This window comes from Bacillus sp. B.PNR1 (assembly GCF_030386235.1).
GTDB classification, from domain to species: Bacteria; Bacillota; Bacilli; order Bacillales; family Bacillaceae; genus Bacillus; species Bacillus stercoris.
The window spans coordinates 1,705,013-1,719,788 of sequence record NZ_JANYMN010000001.1 but is presented as its reverse complement, the minus strand read 5'-3'; the positions used below and the strand labels follow the sequence as shown (position 1 = coordinate 1,719,788).

Annotated in this window: 18 protein-coding genes; all 18 read left to right on the top strand. The window is 45.5% G+C overall.

From position 1 onward, the window contains the following. The first annotated feature begins 8 nt into the window (after positions 1 to 8). Positions 9 to 944, top strand: a complete 936-nt coding sequence (locus NZD81_RS08875) for a phage major capsid protein (RefSeq protein WP_289860162.1) — start codon at positions 9 to 11, stop codon at positions 942 to 944. Between the two features lie 21 nt (positions 945 to 965). Further along, entirely contained in the window at positions 966 to 1,349 is a 384-nt protein-coding gene (yqbG, locus tag NZD81_RS08870) for a protein YqbG (RefSeq protein ID WP_040083372.1), read from the top strand. After that, on the top strand, positions 1,346 to 1,702 hold the full coding sequence (locus NZD81_RS08865; RefSeq protein ID WP_289860160.1) for a YqbH/XkdH family protein: 357 nt from the start codon (positions 1,346 to 1,348) through the stop codon (positions 1,700 to 1,702). Before yqbG ends, NZD81_RS08865 begins: the two co-directional genes overlap by 4 nt. Beyond that, positions 1,699 to 2,184: an HK97 gp10 family phage protein gene (locus NZD81_RS08860; RefSeq protein ID WP_289860157.1), complete on the top strand. Its 486-nt coding sequence runs from the start codon at positions 1,699 to 1,701 to the stop codon at positions 2,182 to 2,184. The genes NZD81_RS08865 and NZD81_RS08860 overlap by 4 nt, the downstream gene beginning before the upstream one ends. 12 nt (positions 2,185 to 2,196) lie before the next feature. Continuing rightward, a complete protein-coding gene (locus NZD81_RS08855; protein ID WP_289860156.1) occupies positions 2,197 to 2,637 on the top strand; it encodes a phage tail terminator family protein in 441 nt (146 codons plus the stop codon). A gap of 3 nt (positions 2,638 to 2,640) precedes the next feature. Continuing rightward, positions 2,641 to 2,859: a YqzN/YkzM domain-containing protein gene (locus tag NZD81_RS08850; protein WP_289860154.1), complete on the top strand. Its 219-nt coding sequence runs from the start codon at positions 2,641 to 2,643 to the stop codon at positions 2,857 to 2,859. Next, the gene (locus NZD81_RS08845; RefSeq protein WP_136654618.1) at positions 2,856 to 4,256 is read left to right on the top strand and encodes a phage tail sheath family protein; all 1,401 of its coding nucleotides are present in this window, start codon (positions 2,856 to 2,858) and stop codon (positions 4,254 to 4,256) included. Before NZD81_RS08850 ends, NZD81_RS08845 begins: the two co-directional genes overlap by 4 nt. A gap of 1 nt (position 4,257) precedes the next feature. Further along, entirely contained in the window at positions 4,258 to 4,701 is a 444-nt protein-coding gene (locus NZD81_RS08840; RefSeq protein ID WP_003232677.1) for a phage tail tube protein, read from the top strand. A gap of 88 nt (positions 4,702 to 4,789) precedes the next feature. Further along, a complete protein-coding gene (locus tag NZD81_RS08835) occupies positions 4,790 to 5,236 on the top strand; it encodes a phage tail assembly chaperone (protein WP_014663652.1) in 447 nt (148 codons plus the stop codon). A gap of 41 nt (positions 5,237 to 5,277) precedes the next feature. Then, the gene (locus NZD81_RS08830) at positions 5,278 to 5,418 is read left to right on the top strand and encodes a hypothetical protein (RefSeq protein ID WP_003220596.1); all 141 of its coding nucleotides are present in this window, start codon (positions 5,278 to 5,280) and stop codon (positions 5,416 to 5,418) included. A gap of 681 nt (positions 5,419 to 6,099) precedes the next feature. Continuing rightward, entirely contained in the window at positions 6,100 to 10,512 is a 4,413-nt protein-coding gene (locus NZD81_RS08825) for a transglycosylase SLT domain-containing protein (RefSeq protein ID WP_483298464.1), read from the top strand. After that, the gene (locus tag NZD81_RS08820; protein ID WP_014663654.1) at positions 10,505 to 11,164 is read left to right on the top strand and encodes a LysM peptidoglycan-binding domain-containing protein; all 660 of its coding nucleotides are present in this window, start codon (positions 10,505 to 10,507) and stop codon (positions 11,162 to 11,164) included. The genes NZD81_RS08825 and NZD81_RS08820 overlap by 8 nt, the downstream gene beginning before the upstream one ends. Before the next feature lie 15 nt (positions 11,165 to 11,179). Further along, complete coding sequence (locus NZD81_RS08815) at positions 11,180 to 12,157, top strand: XkdQ/YqbQ family protein (RefSeq protein ID WP_289860142.1); 978 nt, start codon at positions 11,180 to 11,182, stop codon at positions 12,155 to 12,157. Beyond that, complete coding sequence (locus NZD81_RS08810; RefSeq protein ID WP_040083365.1) at positions 12,157 to 12,423, top strand: DUF2577 family protein; 267 nt, start codon at positions 12,157 to 12,159, stop codon at positions 12,421 to 12,423. The genes NZD81_RS08815 and NZD81_RS08810 overlap by 1 nt, the downstream gene beginning before the upstream one ends. 57 nt (positions 12,424 to 12,480) lie before the next feature. Next, on the top strand, positions 12,481 to 12,906 hold the full coding sequence (locus NZD81_RS08805; RefSeq protein WP_014663657.1) for a DUF2634 domain-containing protein: 426 nt from the start codon (positions 12,481 to 12,483) through the stop codon (positions 12,904 to 12,906). Continuing rightward, complete coding sequence (locus tag NZD81_RS08800; RefSeq protein WP_015252271.1) at positions 12,899 to 13,945, top strand: baseplate J/gp47 family protein; 1,047 nt, start codon at positions 12,899 to 12,901, stop codon at positions 13,943 to 13,945. Before NZD81_RS08805 ends, NZD81_RS08800 begins: the two co-directional genes overlap by 8 nt. After that, positions 13,929 to 14,507 (top strand): YmfQ family protein, encoded by a 579-nt coding sequence (locus NZD81_RS08795; RefSeq protein ID WP_134975638.1) that lies wholly within the window; start codon positions 13,929 to 13,931, stop codon positions 14,505 to 14,507. The genes NZD81_RS08800 and NZD81_RS08795 overlap by 17 nt, the downstream gene beginning before the upstream one ends. Beyond that, on the top strand, positions 14,504 to 14,776 hold the full coding sequence (locus NZD81_RS08790) for a hypothetical protein (RefSeq protein WP_289860134.1): 273 nt from the start codon (positions 14,504 to 14,506) through the stop codon (positions 14,774 to 14,776). Before NZD81_RS08795 ends, NZD81_RS08790 begins: the two co-directional genes overlap by 4 nt.

Here is a 14,776-nt window from a genome sequence, read left to right as displayed (position 1 = left end):
GAAATCAATTGAGAAATCAAGAGATCATTCGGAAAGCGGAAATGTCGCTTTCTGCTTTAAAAAGCGGCGGGCTTATGAACCCTGCGCAAGCATCGGCTTTTATCCGCATGGTGCAAAACACGCCGACCATCTTTAGTGAATCCCGTGTGATTCAAATGGAAAACGACTCGCAAAAATTTGAGAAAATCGGCTTCGGCCAGCGTATTCTGCGGGCTGCGCAAGAAGGAAAAGCATTGTCAAACGACGAGCTGACAGTTCCAACGACAAGCACGGTCCAGCTAAACACGAAGGAAGTCATTGCGGAAATTAACATTACGTATGACACACTCGAAAACAATATTGAAAAAGACGGCCTGCAGCAGACAATCATGCAAATTTTAGCAGAGCGCGCAGCAGTTGATATTGAGGAGCTGATTGTAAACGGCGATACAGCATCAGCTGATCCATATCTGGCACAGCTGGACGGCATCCGTAAACAGGCGGTTTCCCATATCGTTGACATGAACGGTGAAGAACTGTCCAGAGCGGCATTCAAAAAAGGCTTAAAAGCAGTTCCGCCAAAATATTTGCGCATCCCTCAGGAATTCAGATTCTATACGTCACATGGCTTAGAAGTTGAATGGAAGGACCGCGTGGCGGACCGCCAGACAAACCTTGGGGACCAGGCTGTTCAGGGCGGCTTGTCAACAGCATTCGGCGTGCCGGTCAAAGGGGTATCCAATATTCAGCCGTACACAGTCGGTGAGGGAGACGCGCAATATGACGCTTCTGATATCATTCTCACACATCCGAAAAATATCATTCTCGGCTTCTCCCGCAATATCCGAATTGAAGTCGACAAAGACATCCGTTCCCGTAAATTCATTATTGTCTTAACAGCCAAGCTCGACAGCAAGTTCGAGGAAGAGGATGCCTGCGCGAAATTAATTAACGTAAAAGAATAATAGAAACGGGGTGGCCAGCTCATGCTCATTGAACCGACTGACGTAGCCTCCTATTCGGTCTATGATCGGGTGAAGAACAGGCCTGAAGAACTGCTGGCGCAGGATATCATCGAGGCGGAGGCAGAAGCGGCTCTCATCACGGGCCACCGCTTTGAAGATAGCTTGTATGATCCGCTGCCCGGTAAGGTGAAGTTGGCTTTAGTAAAGCTTGCCCAGTATTTTGCGCTTGTCAACAGCGATGAATCTGCCTCATCAAGCTATCAGTCTGAGAAAATGGGGGATTATTCCTACACAGTTTCCGGAGAAGGCGGAATTCAGCGGCCAGAGGTATATCATTTGCTCGAAGAGTTTATCACGCCGGGCTACGTCCCTGAATCCTCCAGACTGAAGGTGAGGTCTTTATGAGCTATCAGCAGATGCTTATTCATCGCTGTGACATTTATCATGAAGCAGCGCAAGCGCCGTCTGCAGGCCGATTTGGTATTCCGGCAGACAGACTGCAGCCGGTGACTTCATATCTGGAGACACCCGATGAACAAGATGTCCCTTGTTATTTTACCGAAAAAACGCAGCAGCTGGTTCAGGAGGAGCCGGATCAAACTGTATATCACAGCTTTCTCGTCCATTTTCCGTTGTCAGCGGATATCCGCGTAAACGATAAAATCATTTGGGAGAATCATCAATATATACTAAAGCTGCCGAAAAGAATTAGACATCATCATTGGGAAGTCATCGCAGTCAGGGATGAAAGCCTATGAAAATAGCGGGATTGAAACAGCTAAACGCGGCATTAATAGAAGCGGCTTCGGGCGGCTTTTCCCGACAGGCGACCCGGTGGCTTGAGGAGTGCGGGCAAGATTTTCTGGAGATCGTCCAATCTGAGCTCATCAGCACACAAACGGTTAATACAGAAAAACTGTTCCGCTCGTTCGAAAGAGGCACAAAGGACAATCTCTGGATTGCGCAAAGCGGCGGTCTTTCGCTTGAGGTGGGTACACAGCTTGATTACGCCTCATTTCTGAATGACGGCCATTGGACGTCAAAACAAGATGTGAGATGGGTGCCGGGACGTTTTCAAGATTCGCAGTTTATTTATGATCCCGCGGCTTCAACAGGAATGGCGCTCAAGAGAAAATGGATCCCGGGCACGGGCTACTGGGATCATGCGCTGCTTTTATATGAACAGCTGTTTGAAAAATCGCTGGAAAGCAAACTGCGCCAGTGGCTGAAGAAGCTGTAAAGGAGGAGCAGGATGAACAGTGAAACAGGATCGATCATGGCATTTTTGTACAGCCAGTGGTCTGTTCCCATTTATGAACGCGAGCTTCCTGATCACTTTCAGGTGCCGTCGTTATATGTCCCATCGCCATCTGTTTTCGAAGAAACAGATACGGTCTCCACATTTAAAAAAACCTACAGTCTCAATGTGAAGCTGTTTCATCATGACTCCGTTCAGGCGCTGGATGAAGCGGACAGGCTCGGGGATGCCATCAGAGAAGCGAGAAACATGGTTCCGCTGCTCAGTGAATCCGGCGAGAAGACGGGGGATATGGTTCGCGTTACACGAATTGAGACAAGGGTAGGAGACAGGGGCGAGGCGGTCATGGTGATCAGGTGGAGCAGCCGATATTATTATCACAAAACAGAACAGCCTGTCTTACAGGATATCGACATGAACAGCGGGGTGAAATAAGCGGTGACAAAGAATAAACAACAGAAGAAGGCTGTACATACGGAGAGACGGGAAGCTCTTTTTGATACAGCGGATTTGATTAAGCACGCGAAGGAACTGTTCGGTGTTAAGCCGGATATTCTTCAGGGGGCTTTATTTGGCGTGGATCAAACACGTATGACGAAATCAGAAGCCAATCAATTGATTCAAACATTTCTAACCAAGGAGGTCATGTCATCATGAATGGCGGAACATTTACAACAGGCAAAGAAAAAGAACGTGCAGGCATTTATTTTAACTTTAAAACAACGGCACAGGAGCGGGTATCACTCAGTGAACGGGGAACAGTCGCACTTCCGGTCGCATCAAGCTGGGGCGAAGCGAAAACGTTCGTCTCCATTTCAAGCGTTGAAGACCTAAACAAAAAAGTGGGTCTCAGCATTGATGACCCGTCTTTATTGCTGCTGCGTGAAGCGAAGAAAAATGCGAAAACGGTATTGATGTACCGTCTAACCGAAGGCGTCCGAGCGTCTGCTGATATTGCTGAAGGCGTTAAAGCGACTGCGGTATATGGCGGAACAAAAGGTAATGATATGATCATCCGCATCAATCAAAATGTGCTGGATGCTGATTCTTTCGACGTGACAACATATATGGACGAATCAGAGGTTGACAAACAGACCGTCAAAAAGGCTGAAGAATTAAAAGCTAACGGCTATGTCACTTTTACTGGAACAGGCGATCTTTCTTCGACGATTCCTCTCACTGGATCAGAAGGAGACACTGCCGGTGAAACGCTGAATGCAACCGCTGGAATCCGTTTATCCGGAGGTACGGATAAAGCCCCTGTCAACTCCGACTATACAGATTTCTTAGCCGCGGCTGAAACAGAGAGCTTTGATGTGATTGCGCTGCCTGTTGCGGAGGGGGACCAGCTAAAGGCGACATTTGCTGCTTTCATTAAACGCCTGCGCGACGGCCAAGGACAAAAAGTACAAGGCGTCACAGCCAATTATGCCGGTGACTACGAAGGCATCATCAACGTAACAGAAGGTGTCCTGCTGGAAGATGGCACGGAAGTTACACCGGACAAAGCAACAGCTTGGGTAGCTGGAGCGAGTGCAGGAGCAACCTTTAATCAATCACTTACATTTGTAGAGTACGAAGGCGCCGTTGATGTGTTACACCGCCTTGACCACGACACGATTGTTGAACGTCTGGGCAAAGGCGAATTTTTATTCACATTCGACGCCCGCGATAAATCCGTCAGTGTAGAAAAGGATATTAACTCACTCGTGACGTTCACAGCTGAGAAAAACAAGAAATTTGCGAAAAACAAAATCGTTCGTGTCCTGGATGCTGTGAATAATGATTTAACACGCGAGCTGAAAGCCTTAATTAAATCAAGAAAAGGCAGCGGGAGCGATATCCCGGCGTCTGAAGACGGCCTTCAGTATGTAAAAACGATGATCACGCAATACATGACAACGCTTCAGGATGCGGGCGGCATCACTGGCTTTGATTCCGATGAAGATATCACAATTTCAATGAATGAAGACCGTGACGGCTTCTTGATTGACCTGGCTGTACAGCCTGTCGACGCAGCAGAAAAATTCTACTTTAATGTGGAGGTAAACTAATATGGCATTAAAAGCACAAAACACAATCTCAGGAAAAGAAGGCCGCTTATTTCTCGATGGTGAGGAAATGGCGCACATCAAAACATTTGAAGCAAACGTTGAGAAAAACAAGTCTGAAGTCAACATTATGGGCCGCCGCATGACAGGCCATAAAACAACAGGGGCAAATGGAACAGGGACCGCGACGTTCTACAAAGTCACATCGAAATTCGTGCTATTGATGATGGACTATGTCAAAAAAGGCAGCGACCCTTATTTCACACTCCAAGCCGTGCTGGATGATCAATCCTCCGGCCGGGGCACAGAGCGAGTTACGCTGTATGACGTCAACTTTGACTCAGCCAAAATCGCAAGCCTTGATGTCGATTCAGAAGCGTTAGAGGAAGAAGTTCCATTTACCTTCGAAGACTTTGACGTGCCTGAAAAGCTTTCTGACACGTTTTAATCAAAACTGAAATAGCCATACGCAGATCTTTCTCAGAAAGGTCTGTTTTTCATGATGAAATCAATCAAAAGACAAGGGAGTTTTTTACATGAGCGAGAAGAACGAAAACGTATATGATCTTTCCTTTTTTATGCCGGGAAAAACAATTGAAGCTGAAGAAATCAAAGTGCCGATCTCAAAGCGTTTTGTTGATAAAAAAGGGAACATCGTGCCATTTATTTTTAAAGCGATCACAACGGAGCGTATTGATGAATTAGAGAAAGAAACAACAACGTATAAAAACGTTAAAGGCAGAGGCCGTGTTAAAGATTTAGACAGCCAGCGCTTTTATGCCCGAATCGCAGTTGAATCAACCGTTTACCCTGACTTCCGTTCAAAAGATCTTCGAGAAGCTTACAAAACGGCTGACCCGGTAGAAGTTGCGAAACGCGTCCTCTCAGTTGGAGGCGAATACGCGAACTGGTTAAACAAAGCGATTGAGATTAATGGATTTGAAGATGAATTAGAGGATCTGGAAGAAGAAGCAAAAAACTAATCAAGGATGGGCATAAAGAAGCCGTGTATCTCTACTATGCGATGCACGAGCTTCACTATTCCCCATCAGATTTATTAGCGCTTTATGAAGCGCCGCGCAATTTTAAGGCGCTGTTGTATGGACTGATTGGCTATAAGCTTGATCTTCTTGAAAAACAAGCAAAGAAAGGAGGGGCATCGTAATTGGCAAAGCTGACAGCAAGATTTGACTTGGAAGACCGGGTAAGCAAAAAGCTAAGAAAGATACAAAATGGATTTAGAGCGCTTGAAAAGTATAGAAAAATGACGCAGCGAAATAGAGCTATCAATATACGAAAAGAAAGCAAAACTGTGTTAAGGACAATTGACCGCATACAAAAATCATTAAAGAAAAAGCTTGGCGCCCAAATGATTTCCATTTCAGCTGAGGATAACGCCAGCACTGTCATTCAGAAGGTTCAAACTCAATTGCAGGGATTGCCGGCATCGGTATCTATTAAAATTGGCGCCAGTGACCAAGCAACAGAAAAATTTGAACGACTAAGAGAGCTCGTTGCGGGATTTAAAGGATTTACGATAATGCTGAGTGCAGAAGACCAAATTTCGCCGGCTGTTCAAAAAATACAGCGTTATATGGAAAATGCACTTCAAAATGGCTACTCTGTTACAATACGCGTGATTGATCACGTCATGAAAACAGTCGGTCGCATTTCAGCCGGTATTGATGCCTTAACAGGAAAAGACAACAAATTGGAGCTGGCTATTAATGACAAGGTGTCAGATAAGCTGGATTCCTTGCAGAAAAGAATTGATAGTATGGGAAGCTCAGGTTCACCGGATAAAGCAGCTTCTTCAGCCGGAGGAAATGCCGGTGATATTGCAAGCATGTTTGATCCGGAAACGATTTTGACAGCACTGGACAAATTTGCTGCATCATTCATGGAAAAAGTGGATGAAATCGCCACAAAATTCAGCCCGGAAACAATCCTAACAGAGCTGGATAAATTTACAACATCGTTCATGAATAAGGTGGATGAAATCGCCACAAAATTCAGCCCGGAAACAATTCTAACAGAGCTGGATAAGTTCACAACATCATTTATGAGTAAAGTGGATGCGATTGCGACAAAATTCAGTCCAGAGACGATTCTGACACAGCTTGACAAGTTCACAACATCATTTATGAGCAAGGTGGATGCAATTGCGACAAAGTTTAGTCCAGAAACAATTCTGGCACAGTTGGACAAGTTCACAACATCGTTCATGAGCAAGGTGGATGCAATTGCGACAAAGTTCAGTCCAGAAACGATTCTGGCTCAGCTGGATAAGTTCACCACATCATTTATGAGCAAAGTGGATGCAATCGCAACGAAGTTCAGCCCGGAGACAATTTTGGCACAGCTTGACAAGTTCACAACATCGTTCATGAGCAAGGTGGATGCAATTGCGACAAAGTTTAGTCCAGAAACAATTCTGGCACAGCTTGACAAGTTCACAACATCGTTCATGAGTAAGGTGGATGCAATCGCAACGAAGTTCAGTCCGGAGACAATTCTGGCACAGCTGGATAAGTTCACCACATCATTTATGGGCAAAGTGGATGCGATTGCGACAAAGTTCAGCCCGGAAACGATTCTAAAACAGCTGGATAAGTTTACAGGCTCATTTATGAAGAAAGTAGATGAAATCGCAAGTAAATTCAGTCCTGAAGCCATTTTTAAACAATTGGATAAGTTTACAGGCTCATTTATGAAAAAAGTAGACGAAGTCGCAAGTAAATTCAGCCCAGAAGCTATTTTTAAGCAGCTGGACAAATTTACAGATTCCTTCATGAAAAAAGTAGATGATATCGTAAGCAAATTCAGCCCGGAAACCATTTTTAACGAGCTTGACAAGTTTACAGATTCCTTTATGAAAAAAGTGGACGATGTCGTAAGTAAATTCAGCCCGGAAACCATTTTTAACGAGCTTGACAAGTTTACAGATTCCTTTATGAAAAAAGTGGATGATGTCGTGAGCAAATTCAGTCCAGACGCCATTATTAATAAAGCGGAAGACTTTGTAACAAATATTGTTGATAAAATCTCAGAAAAATTTAATTTCCTGAATCCGGATAAAATCGCCAATAAAGCAGAAAAGTTTTTTGATAATATTGTCTCGAAAATCGCAAAGAAATTTGAGAAATTCAGCCCTGATAAAATTATTGAAAAAGTGGGAGAGTTTTTTGAAAAAATTATAAAAGGCATTGCTGAAAAACTAGGGAATCTGGATTTTGGGGGACTGCTTGGCGGCAAATCCAGCGGAAGCAAAGGCAAACAAAAAGCCTCAAAAGCCAATACAAATAACTCAACTTCAAGCAACTCAAACCGCACTAAAAAACCTTCTATGAACCAAAAAGCGTCAGGTTCTAAATCGAAGAAGTCAGGCGGCAAATGGGGCGGGGCTTGCGGATGCTGCTGTGCCGGAATCAGTACAGGCAAAAGCAAAAAAGTTAAAAATAGAAACGGTTCATCTAACAAAGGCAATAAATCAAATCCTGTGAGTACGCCTAAATCTGCAAAAGCAGCTAAAGGCGGATCAGGCAAAGGTTTTTCAGGCCTTCTGAAAACATTGGGAGAATCAAAAGGTTTGAAGGGCGGACTGAAGGGCTTAAAAGGAGCCGCAAAAGGAATACCAGGATTAGGCGAAATATTGTCTCTTACAGACCTAGCCGGAATCAATAAGGATAATGCCGGTGAAAAGGTAGGTTCAGCCGGCGGAGGTTTAGCCGGAGCCGCTGCAGGAGCGGCTATTGGAAGCGTTGTGCCTGGAGTCGGAACCGCTATTGGCGGAGTTGTAGGAGGAATTGCCGGCACTTTCGGCGGTGAAAGTTTAGGTAAGGCAATTGATGCCGGCGCTCTAGAAGATACATGGAACAGCATCACAGAGGGTGCGCAAAATGCCTGGTCAGCCATTCAGGATACTTGGGGAACTGTATCAACATGGTTTATGGATAATGTCTGGACGCCAGTGTCAACCGCAGTTGTGGGTGTAGCAACAAGCATATGGTCCAACATCGTGAATGCTTGGACAACGATCCAAACAATATTCAGTACTGTATCAACATGGTTTATGGACAATGTCTGGACGCCGGTTTCATCAGCAGTTGTAGGTGTAGCAACAGCAATATGGTCTAAAATCGTAAATGCATGGACGACAATTAAAAATGTGTTCAGTATAGTTGCTTCATGGTTTATGAGTAATGTGTGGGGGCCAGTCAAATCTGCTGTAATAGGAGCGGCAACTACAATCTGGGATAAAATGACTGGTGCTTGGAATAAGATTAAGAGTGTTTTCAGTACGGTATCGGGATGGTTCATGGATACAGTTTGGAACCCGGTCAAAAATACAGTCTCAGATGTAGGCAAGGGAATTTCTGATGCTTTCAAAAAAGCGATAGACACAGTCAAGAACATTTGGAAGGGTCTGAGCGGCTGGTTTAAAAAGAATATTCAAGAACCTCTTACAAAGGTTGGAGAAGCCATTTCAGATGCTTTTTCTAAAGCGTTCAGCTGGGTGAAGCAAATCTGGGATAAAGCTGGCGGCGTAGCTAGTAAAGTGATTAATTTTGTAACCGGCGGCGGAGATCCGAATAAAGGGAAGGATCCGGATAAAAAGGCCACAGGCGGCTACATCACCAAACCAACCATCTCGTGGATCGGTGAAGCCGGCAAGGAATTCGTTATCCCGGTCGATAACAACCGAGGCCGAGGGAAGATGCTTCTTTCACAAGCGGCGTCTAAGCTGGGTATGCAAGTCGTAGACGACATGGGCGCCGCTTCGTCTTCCGGTGGAAGTCCGGTATCTGTTTCAGGAGGAGCAGCTGTCAGTCCGTTATCAGGATCTGCCTCTCCAGCAATGGACACTGCAAATCTTACAGGCCAAGCATCCACACTCGGACAGCAATTTTCGGAAGGCTTTGACAAGGGAATAAGCAACCAACCTGTCAAAATGGAGGACTGGAAAAAGAAAAACATCAATACGCCATTTACACAAATGATTTCTGCTTCACCAAATTACGGTAAACAAATGGTAAGCGGGTATGCCAAGGGCCAAAACGTTACAGCAACCGGCACAGACGGCTTTTTGCAATCAAAAGTTAAAACGCCGTACCAAGTCACTGTGAACAAATCGTCTTCATGGGGCACAGGAATGGTCAAAGGCTTTGCACAAGGACAAAACTCAACCCAAACAGGAACTGCACAGTATGTGAGTACACATGTTGACAAACCGTTCCTGCGGTCAAAAGACACATCGAACAGCTGGGGCTCCGGTTTGATCGGAAACTTTGTGACAGGCATGAATGCTAAATCCAGTGAAGTGAAACAAGCTGCAAAGGATATGGCAAAGAGAGTGGAGCAGGCTTTCCGTGAGGAGCTAGATATCCATTCGCCTTCCCGCGTTATGATGAGCTTGGGGCGTTTTGCTTCAATTGGTGTTGTCAAAGGCCTTGGCTCAGTAGATGTAAAGAAATATGCTGAAAAACAAGCTGGATCACTGGCGGCTGCCTATTCCGGAATGGGCACGATGAGCGGGGACGTAAAACAGTGGATTATGGCTGCTCTCATGGCTACAAAGACACCAATAAGCTGGCTGCCGGGACTCATGACGATTGCGCAGCATGAATCCGGAGGCAACCCGAATGCAATCAACCTATGGGACAGCAACGCTAAAGCGGGGCATCCGTCACAAGGGCTGATGCAGACCATCCCAAGCACCTTTAATGACCACAAAGCACCGGGTATGGGTAACATTAAAAACCCGATTCACAACGCTGCTGCCGCAATCGGCTACATCAAAAGCAGATACGGCTCTATTGACAATGTACCTGGTATTAGAAGCATGAAGCATGGAGGTCCTTATGTCGGTTATGCCAACGGCGGACTGATTACAAAAGAACAAATCGCCCGTGTCGGTGAAGGAAACAAGCGGGAATGGATCATCCCAGAGGAACGGGGCATACGCGGTCGCTACCTTCTTCAGAGAGCGGCACAGGCTCTTGGTATGGAAGTGACAGATCCGTCTCAATCCCAGCAGTCTGAGCTTTCTTCAGGACAAGTTTCAGCTGTTACATCCGGTTCACGGCAAACGATACAAACAGCCGGAACGAAAGAAATAAAGATTGAGTTTAACGGCGATCAGCATTTTCATAATGATCAGGACGCTGATAGCTTGGTAGCAAAAATCAAGCAGGCATTGCTTGATGAATTACAAAAAGACATTAACACTGGAACAAAGGGGGTCGTGGCTTTTGACTAAGTCTGTCTATGAATTTTGGATATCACAGGGAAAAGAAAAGCTGCGATTCCCTGTTCTTCCTGAAGCGATTGATATAGCGAATAGTGTACAAAATGACTCAGTAAAGATAACAGGACTGGGTGAACTAACGTTTATTGAAGAACCCGGAGCGAAAGAAATTTCATTTTCTTCTTTTTTTCCAAAAAAGTATACGCCGATAGCTGAATATCAAAATCTCCCGTCTCCGGAAAATGCCATTGCGAAAATTGAAAAATGGATGAAGGCTAAAAAGCCTGTTCAATTTTTAATTACGGGAACTAAAATCAATATGGCATGCAGCATTGAAAGCCTTAAATATAGTGAAGGAGACAAAGAGATAGGGGATAGGGATTTTGATATTGTACTAAAAGAATACAAAACCGCTTCCCCCCGAAAAATCAAGCGGAAGAAAAAAACAAAGGCAAAACGCCCGTCGAAGGCTTCCCCGAAAACCTACACAGTGAAAAAGGGAGACACGCTGTGGGACATTGCCGGCAGATTTTACGGGAACAGCACGCAATGGCGCAAAATTTGGAACGCCAATAAAACAGCAATGATCAAACGAAGCAAACGGAACATCAGGCAGCCGGGCCACTGGATATTTCCCGGCCAAAAGTTAAAGATACCGCAATGAAACAGGTGATGTATGATGATAGAACTGTTCGTCATTAAAGACACAGAGTGGCTTGAGCTGGTGGCAGAAAGCGTATCGCTTGAAGGCCATCGTTATCAGGCGCCGCGCTCCATTGAAGCGACCATCGTCACCAAACAGGGCGACCAGACGTATTACAGTGTCTCAGAAGGAGATACGGTCTTGTTTAAATGGAAGGGAAAAGAGCTTTTTCGGGGCATTGTTTTTGCAAGAACCCCGGACGAGCATACGCTTGCCTTCAGCGCATATGATATGCTTCAGTACCTGGTCAAAAACCAGGATATGTACGTGTTTTCCAATCAGCGGGCCGACCAGATCATCAGAAGGATTGCCAATGATTTTCAGATACCGACAGCCTCGATCGCAAACACAGGCCACACGATCAAAAGTCTTGTCATTAAAAATGATACGACATTGTATGACATCATATTAAAAGCGCTGAAACAGACGAAAAGCCAGACAGGGCGACATTACCAGCTGTATTCGGAAAAAGGAAAGCTCGGCCTGCGTACGTGGCCAGATCCTTCAGAGGTATGGGTGCTTGAAACGGGTGTCAATATTACGGGTTACCAATACAGCACTTCTATAAACGACACTGCTACTCGGGTGGTGCTTCGCCGGCAGAAGGACAATAAAACATATAAAGCCTCTGCCAAGGACAGTTCAGGCTTAAATAAATACGGTGTGCTTCAATATACAGAAACGGTCACAGATGACATCAACCAGGCACAGCTTCAGCAGCGGGCAGATGTACGCCTAGCTGAAAAAAAGGGCGTGAAAAAAGAACTGAAAAATATTCAGGCAGTGGGCATCCCGGAAGTGCAGAGCGGCTTGCCCGTCTATATTTCTATTCCGGAGGCCGGCATCAAGAAAACCTATTGGGTAGATACGGACCGGCATGAATTTAAAGGAACGAAACATACGATGACAATCGATGTTGTCGAAAAGAATACGATGCCGGAAGGAGTATCCTGATGAGATTAAGTGAGGCTATAAAACAGTTGGCTGTTGGCGCAGTTGATGCTGAGTCTCCGGTGGAACTGCTCCCGGCTGAGGTCGTTTCGATTTCTCCTGTGGAAATCAAATTAAAAGAAAACAGCAAACTGATCATACCGGAAGACGCCATCATTATCCCAAAACGGATGAAATCCGGAGGAGACGATGCACTCGAGCCGGGGGATCGCGTCATGACCGCGGCTCTGACTGGCGGTCAATCGTTTTTTATTTTAGATAAAGTATAGACAAACCGCTTCGATCGAAGCGTTTTTTTATTTAGCTTGTAAAAAGGAGTGGGCATCATGGCCCTGACACCAGAAGTAGAGTTTGAGGATTTTGAAGATGAGAGCGAAGTCATTGAAACCTCGCAAACGTACAAAATAGATTTTGAAAATGGAAGAATTACGAATGAGCTGATTACCGGGCTTGAAGCGATCAGGCAATTCGTCTATATCGCCTTACAGACAGAACGCTACGCGTATTCCGTATACAGCCATAATGTCGGAAATGAGCTTCAGGACGTGCTGACAGATCATGAGACGACTGATGCCTATAAAAAGATGGAGATTCCGAGACTGATAGAAGAAGCGCTGGTTTATGATGACCGGATATCGGCTGTAACAGATTTTGAGATTGAAAAACAAGGCGACGCTTTTCATGTGTCCTTCGTGGTGGAGACGGATGAAGGAACGCTTGAGATTGAGGAGGTGATTGGCGAAGATGTTTGAAGATCAGACTTTTGAAGCGATTATGGAGCGTATGCTGAACAGCATTTCCGCAGATATTGACACAAGAGAAGGCAGCGTCATTTATAATGCGTTAGCCCCGGCGGCGGCCGAGCTTGCGAAGTCTTATATATGGCTGGATACTGTGCTTGAGCTAGTTTTTTCTGATACCGCACAAGGCGAATTTTTAGACAGGCGTGCAGCGGAAGCGGGAATTGAAAGGACAGCCGCGACAAAGGCGGTCAGAGCGGGAGAGTTTACATCTGGAGTTACTATTCCTGTCGGCTCCCGCTTTTACGTCGATAATCTTTATTTTCAATATACGGCAGACGGGACGCTCATCTGTGAAACACCTGGTGAAGCGGGAAATGCGAATCTGACCGGGCGCAATTTACTATCATTGGATACCATTCCCGGTTTAGAAACGGCCATTGTCAAAGAAATCCTAATTCCGGGACGCGAGGAAGAAGGAGATGACAGCCTGCGGGAACGGTATTTTACAAGGGTTCGGCGTGAGGCCGTCAGTGCCAATAAAATGCATTATAAGGAGTGGGCTGAAGAAGTGGACGGTGTGGGGAAGGCAAAGATCTTCCCGCTTTGGAACGGTGAAGGCACGGTCAAAATTGTCGTCACGAATGCGAATCTTGAGCCCGCTTCTCAAATTTTAATTCAAAAAGTGAAAGATTATATCGACCCTGAACCAGGGCAGGGAGAGGGACAGGCGCCAATCGGAGCCGTAGTCACAGTGGAAAGCGCGGTCTGGAAGGAAGTTGAGATTTCTGCCGAAGTGCTGCCTGAGATCAATCACTCAATTGATGAAGTGAAGTCGGAAATTGAGGAAGGCGTCTTAAATCTCTTTAAGAAAATGGCGTTTGAAGACAACGTCATCCGTCTTTCTCAAATTAACAACATCGTCTATAATTCACCGTCAGTCAGTGACTATTCCAATATTCAAATCAACGGCACGTCTGAAAATCTGGTGCTGAGCGACGTGGAAATTCCTAAGCTTGGGCAGGTGAAGATTATTGAGCAAACAAGATGACATGAGAGCTTATCTGCCGCCGTTTCTCACTAGCCTTAAAGAAATGGCTGAGCTGCTGAAAGCGGAAGCGCCTGAGTTTGATAAACAGAATAACAGCATATTTGATCTGACGGATCAGCTATTCGTGCCGACGGCGACATGGGGGCTCAGCCGCTGGGAAAAGATTTTAAACGTCCCGCGTGAATCAGGCGACACAGATGAGATCAGACGATTGCGGCTCATTTCCAAAATGTCGAACATCCCGCCAATCACTTACAAGGCCATTGAACAGGCGGTGAATCGTTTCTTGAAAAACCCGTCTTCACAGGTCCGTCTGCTCCCCGGTGAATACCGCTTTAACGTGGATATCAATGTTGATGACCTTCAGCACATGAATGAGCTGATCGAAGCGATAGAAAACATGAAGCCTGCTCACTTGGCGTATACGCTCAGAGGCGGATTAAACGAGACGCTACAAATCAAAGACACAGTCATCCTGAATCACCGCAGATACCGAACAGCCAGTGAGCTGAAGGTCGGTTATTCTGTCACCCTTAACAACAATGAGGTGGTTTTAACTTGATTTCAACCATATACAGAGAACGTACAGCGGCAGATCTGAAAAGCAGAATTGATCACGTGCTGCTCAACGGCCAAAAAACAGAAATAGTAGAACTCAACATTGTCGGAGCAACAGTCACCGTCCTGACAAAGCGTGAGGAAGACATTAAGCATATCGAAACGGTCCAAATTTTTGACGAGCAGGGCAATGTGATCACAGAGAGAAAGATTGACCTGGACGTCAGCGAAAACAGAACACTCGATTTCAGATTTACTTTTGAGGTGGTGTAA